6 protein-coding genes and 2 rRNA genes (2 of these 8 only partly in view) are annotated in these 5,000 nt (G+C 34.4%); 6 read left to right on the top strand and 2 right to left on the bottom strand.

Translation table 11 applies throughout. From position 1 onward, the window contains the following. The 6 genes from M1D73_RS01610 to M1D73_RS01585 form a co-directional block, all read left to right on the top strand. A protein-coding gene (locus M1D73_RS01610; protein ID WP_000651997.1) for a response regulator transcription factor crosses the window boundary here: on the top strand, nucleotides 1-236 show its final stretch. The gene continues 478 nt to the left of window position 1, outside the view; the window shows 236 of its 714 coding nt (coding positions 479-714); the start codon falls outside the window, past its left edge; the stop codon is at nucleotides 234-236. Further along, nucleotides 226-1,239, top strand: coding sequence for a sensor histidine kinase (locus tag M1D73_RS01605; RefSeq protein WP_000845329.1), 1,014 nt, complete (start codon nucleotides 226-228; stop codon nucleotides 1,237-1,239). The genes M1D73_RS01610 and M1D73_RS01605 overlap by 11 nt, the downstream gene beginning before the upstream one ends. A gap of 68 nt (nucleotides 1,240-1,307) precedes the next feature. Then, complete coding sequence (locus M1D73_RS01600; protein WP_000074581.1) at nucleotides 1,308-2,237, top strand: ABC transporter ATP-binding protein; 930 nt, start codon at nucleotides 1,308-1,310, stop codon at nucleotides 2,235-2,237. Then, a complete protein-coding gene (locus tag M1D73_RS01595; protein ID WP_000247719.1) occupies nucleotides 2,230-2,967 on the top strand; it encodes an ABC transporter permease in 738 nt (245 codons plus the stop codon). The genes M1D73_RS01600 and M1D73_RS01595 overlap by 8 nt, the downstream gene beginning before the upstream one ends. Before the next feature lie 17 nt (nucleotides 2,968-2,984). After that, on the top strand, nucleotides 2,985-3,782 hold the full coding sequence (uppP, locus tag M1D73_RS01590) for an undecaprenyl-diphosphate phosphatase UppP (protein WP_001279958.1): 798 nt from the start codon (nucleotides 2,985-2,987) through the stop codon (nucleotides 3,780-3,782). A gap of 354 nt (nucleotides 3,783-4,136) precedes the next feature. Next, the gene (locus M1D73_RS01585) at nucleotides 4,137-4,595 is read left to right on the top strand and encodes an ASCH domain-containing protein (RefSeq protein ID WP_001072420.1); all 459 of its coding nucleotides are present in this window, start codon (nucleotides 4,137-4,139) and stop codon (nucleotides 4,593-4,595) included. Between the two features lie 75 nt (nucleotides 4,596-4,670). On the opposite strand, the gene rrf is transcribed toward M1D73_RS01585, so the two are convergent. Further along, nucleotides 4,671-4,786: ribosomal RNA gene (gene rrf, locus M1D73_RS01580) — 5S ribosomal RNA — on the bottom strand. Nucleotides 4,787-4,834: 48 nt separating this feature from the next. After that, a 23S ribosomal RNA gene (locus tag M1D73_RS01575) occupies nucleotides 4,835-5,000 on the bottom strand; it runs 2,756 nt beyond the window's last position.

The raw sequence follows: 5,000 nt of genomic DNA, 5'->3' as shown, positions 1-5,000 counted from the left end.
CCGGAAAAGAACTGGAACTGTTAAAATTCTTTACTTCAAACCCAGGTCAAGTATTTACAAAAACACAGCTCTTCCGAAATGTATGGGACGATAATTATATAGAAGATGACAATACCGTTATGGTACATATTCGAAAACTTAGAAAGAAAATAGAAATTGACCCTTCCAATCCAAAATTCATTCAGACTATATGGGGAATTGGTTATAAGTTTGTAGGTGAAAAGCTTGAAGACTGATAAAACCCTCTTCCTGATTTCATTACAACTTATCATTTGCGGGATTTTAAACATACAAATGGATCCAAGAATAAAAATGTCTTTATTTATTATCCTTATCTTAATTACAATTTATCTCTTCTTTTCAAGAATACAATTCATTCAACATCGCAAAGCAATGGATACTAAATTAAGTCGTGTACTAAAAGGAAACTTACAAACGAGATTATTCACAAGCAATGACCACTCATTACATAATATCGTTTTTTCAATAAACGAGCTAATAGGTAAATTAGAGCAGGTTCAAATTGAAGCCAAAAGATCCGAGGAATCCAGAAAACAACTTTTGTCTAGTATCTCCCACGATATACGAACACCACTCACCTCCATTATCGGATATATAGATGCTTTGAAAGACGGAGTTGCTGCTTCTGAAATAGAAAAACAAGAATATCTTAAAATACTCTATATGAAATCAAATAACTTAAAGCACCTAGTTGATGAAATATTCAATATGGCGAAGCTAGACGCTAATGAATTTCCACTAAAAGAAGAAGAACTCGACTTTTCTGAAGTTACTAGAGAAGTTTTGATTGAATTTTTACCTGAGCTCTCAAAACATAACATTGAACTGCAAATTCGCATACCAGAGTCTACTTGTCCTATCATCGCAGATCATCTAAGCATTATGCGGATTATCGGTAATTTAATGAAAAATGCAATTTATTACGGAAAGGATGGGAAAACAATAGGAGTCGAATTGCTAGAAGCTGATGCAGAATACGAACTTCATATTTGGGATCAAGGCCCTGGTATTCCAAAACATGATTTACAAAACGTATTTGAGCGAATGTACCGAAGCGAACAATCAAGAAACTCTTCATTTGGTGGTAGCGGTCTCGGGCTTTCTATTTCCAAAGCGCTCGTTGAGAAAAACGGTGGACATATATGGGTTGAAAGTACTCCATGGAAACGAACTACTTTTGGCTTTTCTATTCCAAAACACAATACTTTTAAGAAATAGTTAAGAAATGATTAATATGCAGTTAAGCCTTCCTTTTTATGATGTAAGTAAGAACTTATAGAAAGCAGGTGTCTCCTATAAATACAATTATAAAAACGACTAACCTTACTAAAGTATATGGCAATCAAAAGTCAGTAGATAATTTAAATATTAATGTTCAACAAGGGGAGATTTATGGCTTCATAGGCCGCAACGGTGCTGGTAAAACAACAACCATTCGCATGCTGCTTAGTCTTATAAAGCCTACAAGTGGAACGATTGAAATATTCGGAGAGAACTTATTCCAAAATCAAAAAGATATTTTAAGCAGAATTGGTTCTATAGTTGAAGTTCCAGGATTTTATGAAAACTTAACTGCAAAAGAAAACCTATTAATTAATGCAAAAATAATTGGGGTTCACAAAAAGAATGCTATCGAAGAAGCATTAGAAATAGTAGGCTTGCAGCATGAGACAAAAAAGTTAGTAGGAAAGTATTCTTTAGGAATGAAGCAACGCTTAGGAATTGCACGTGCTCTTCTCCATTATCCTGAGCTACTCATATTAGATGAACCAACTAACGGACTAGACCCTATTGGTATTAAAGAAATGCGAAAACTTATTCATTCTTTAGCTCAAGAAAGAAATATAACAATACTCATTTCTAGTCACATATTAGCCGAGGTAGAACAGTTAGTCGATCGTATCGGAATTATTCATGAAGGAAAGTTACTAGAAGAAGTTTCTCTTGATACGCTGCGCAAAGCAAACCGTAAGTACATAGAGTTTCAAGTGAATAATGACGATAAAGCTGTGATGTTATTAGAAAATCATCTTCAAATTTTTGATTATGAAGTACATGATGAAGGAAATATTCGTATTTACTCTCATTTTGGACAACAAGGATACATAAACAGAACGTTTGTTCTTAATGATATTGAAGTATTAAAAATGATGATAAGCGAAGATAGACTAGAAGATTATTTCACCAAACTAGTTGGAGGTGGAACAATTGGTTAATCTACTCTATACAGAACTCTTAAAGCTAAAACGCTCTAATATGTTTTTAATTAGCATTATTGGTGCTGGTGTCGCACCTTTCTTAGTTGTAGTAGCCTCTTATATACATATAAAAACAAAACAGCCAACTCCAACTATTTGGTTCCATCAATTATTCACTGACGTTAACTTATATACTACTTTAGTTATAGGATTCCCCTTATATGGAGTAGTGGTTGCTTATTTGCTTACCCGCGAATATACAGAAGATACACTGAAAAATTTACTAACTATCCCCGTGTCGCGCATTAGCTTTATTATAAGTAAATTCATCATTCTCTTTCTTTGGATTATGATGCTAACTTTAGTCGCTTGGGCACTTACTTTAATATTAGGGCTATTGGGGAACTTCCCTGGTTTTAACATTTCTTTACTTTTAGGTTCTTTCCTAGAATTTTTAATATGTGGTGGACTTCTCTTTCTATTGTCTTCACCTATTGTGCTACTAACTCTTGTAATGAAGAGCTATGTACCACCCATTATATTAACAGTCATTATTACAATGACTAATCTTATGCTCGTAAACTCCAAGCATAAAGATTTATTTCCGTGGACCGCTACTCTAGATATCGCAAATAACGAATTACAACCGACATATCCACCAGAGTATTCTTATATCATCATTGCAGTAACGACAATTTCCGGATTTATTGCAACACTATTCTATTTTAAAAAAGTAGACATTCATTAATGTATAGGAGTGAAACTATGAGCGATATCATTATTGCCTTCATACTCGGTATTGTAGAAGGATTAGCTGAATTTTTACCTATATCTTCTACTGGCCACCTTATATTAGTCGGGCATTTATTAGGCTTTGAGGGAGAAAGAGCAAAAACGTTTGAAATTGTTATTCAGCTAGGCGCAATTTTAGCTATTGCAATTTTATATCATAAACGTCTCGTTTCTTTATGTAATATTAAACCTCTTATACAGAAAGAAAAAAAATTCAACGCGTTCCATGTATTTCTTGGCGTATTTCCGGCAGTGGTTGCTGGCTTGCTACTACATGATATTATTAAAACATACTTATTCCAGCCATACACTGTTGTGATTGGACTTGTAGCAGGGGCAATTCTTATGATCTTTGCAGAAGTAAAAAAGAAAGGGGCAGCAGCCTATTCACTGGACGATTTAACATACCGCCAAGCTTTAACAATCGGATTATTTCAGTGCTTAGCGGTATACCCTGGCTTCTCTAGAGCTGGCTCTACTATCTCTGGAGGTCTATTAGCAAAAGTAAATTATAAGACTGCATCTGAATTCTCTTTTCTAATAGCTCTTCCTGTAATGATTGGGGCAACAGGCTTAGACTTACTAAAAAGTTGGAAGTATTTAAGTGTCGATGACATCCCTATGTTCGCGGTAGGATTCATTACCTCTTTTATAGTAGCGATGCTAGCAGTAGTAACTTTTCTAAAGCTTTTAGAGAAGATAGGTTTAAAACCTTTTGCATACTACCGTATTTTGTTGGCTATCTTATTTACGCTTTTCGTATTGCTATAGATTCATATAAGTCACATATTATTAAACTGATATTCAATTTAGAATATCGGTTTTTTTATCTATTTCAACTCTAGTATTACTCACTTCAATATGGCATAGTGATAATAAACTACCATTCATAATCTGAACGTTCTTTAAGTAACTATGTCCTTTATCATAAAATGCAATTGGAAAATTAAAGATCCCATATATGTACAGAACATATTTACAAACTATATTCACTCCACATAGTATCTTTTTAATTTGCAAAACACTGATACAAATTAAAAATAAGTACAAAGGCATAACAAATAAATAAATTTCCTAGGAATTATAAAGAGATTAAATATTAATTAGAGTGAGGTGACGATAAAAATGAATCAATTAGCACAGACATATTGGGATACTTATTGGGGAAACAACAAAAAACCAGAATCTGTTACAGCTTGGCAATTTGGGGATGCCCCTAATTATCTTGCACAACTAGTAATTGACGGTATTAAAACAGCTACATGCTCCGGTCACATTTTTTATGAATTAGAAAATGAATCGCTACCGACTACTAATGATTATAGTATTATACTCAATAGTAATGATGAACCTGTAGCTATTATTAAGACAATAGAAGTAACTGTAACACCAATGAATGAAGTAAGCGAAGAATTCGCTATCGCTGAAGGCGAAGGAGATCGTACTTATAATTACTGGAGAGACACCCATGTTCGTTTTTTTACAAAGGAACTAAATGAGATTGGTCTTAATTTCTCTGAAGATATGTTACTCGTCTGTGAGCGTTTTGAACTTGTTGATGTGAACAATAAAGTGAAATTTTAATAAACTGAGATTTACCAGCCATTCTTATTTTTATAAACACAAAAAAGACGAGTCATTCTGACTCGTCTTAAAGTTGCTTGGCGACGTCCTACTCTCACAGGGACAAGGTCCCAACTACCATCGGCGCTAGAGAGCTTAACTTCCGTGTTCGGTATGGGAACGGGTGTGACCTCTCTGCCATCATCACCAAACTATGAAGGCATATTCCTTCAAAACTAGATAACATTGCTACATATTATATGGTTAAGTCCTCGATCTATTAGTATTCGTCAGCTCCACATGTCACCATGCTTCCACCTCGAACCTATCAACCTGATCATCTTTCAGGGATCTTACTAGCTTACGCTATGGGAAATCTCATCTTGAGGGGGGCTTCATGCTTAGATGCTTTCAGCACTTATCCCT

It is taken from the genome of Bacillus sp. PK3-067 (genome assembly GCF_056738645.1).
The sequence above is the reverse complement of the archived record's forward strand: the minus strand, read 5'-3'. Positions and strand labels throughout refer to the sequence as shown.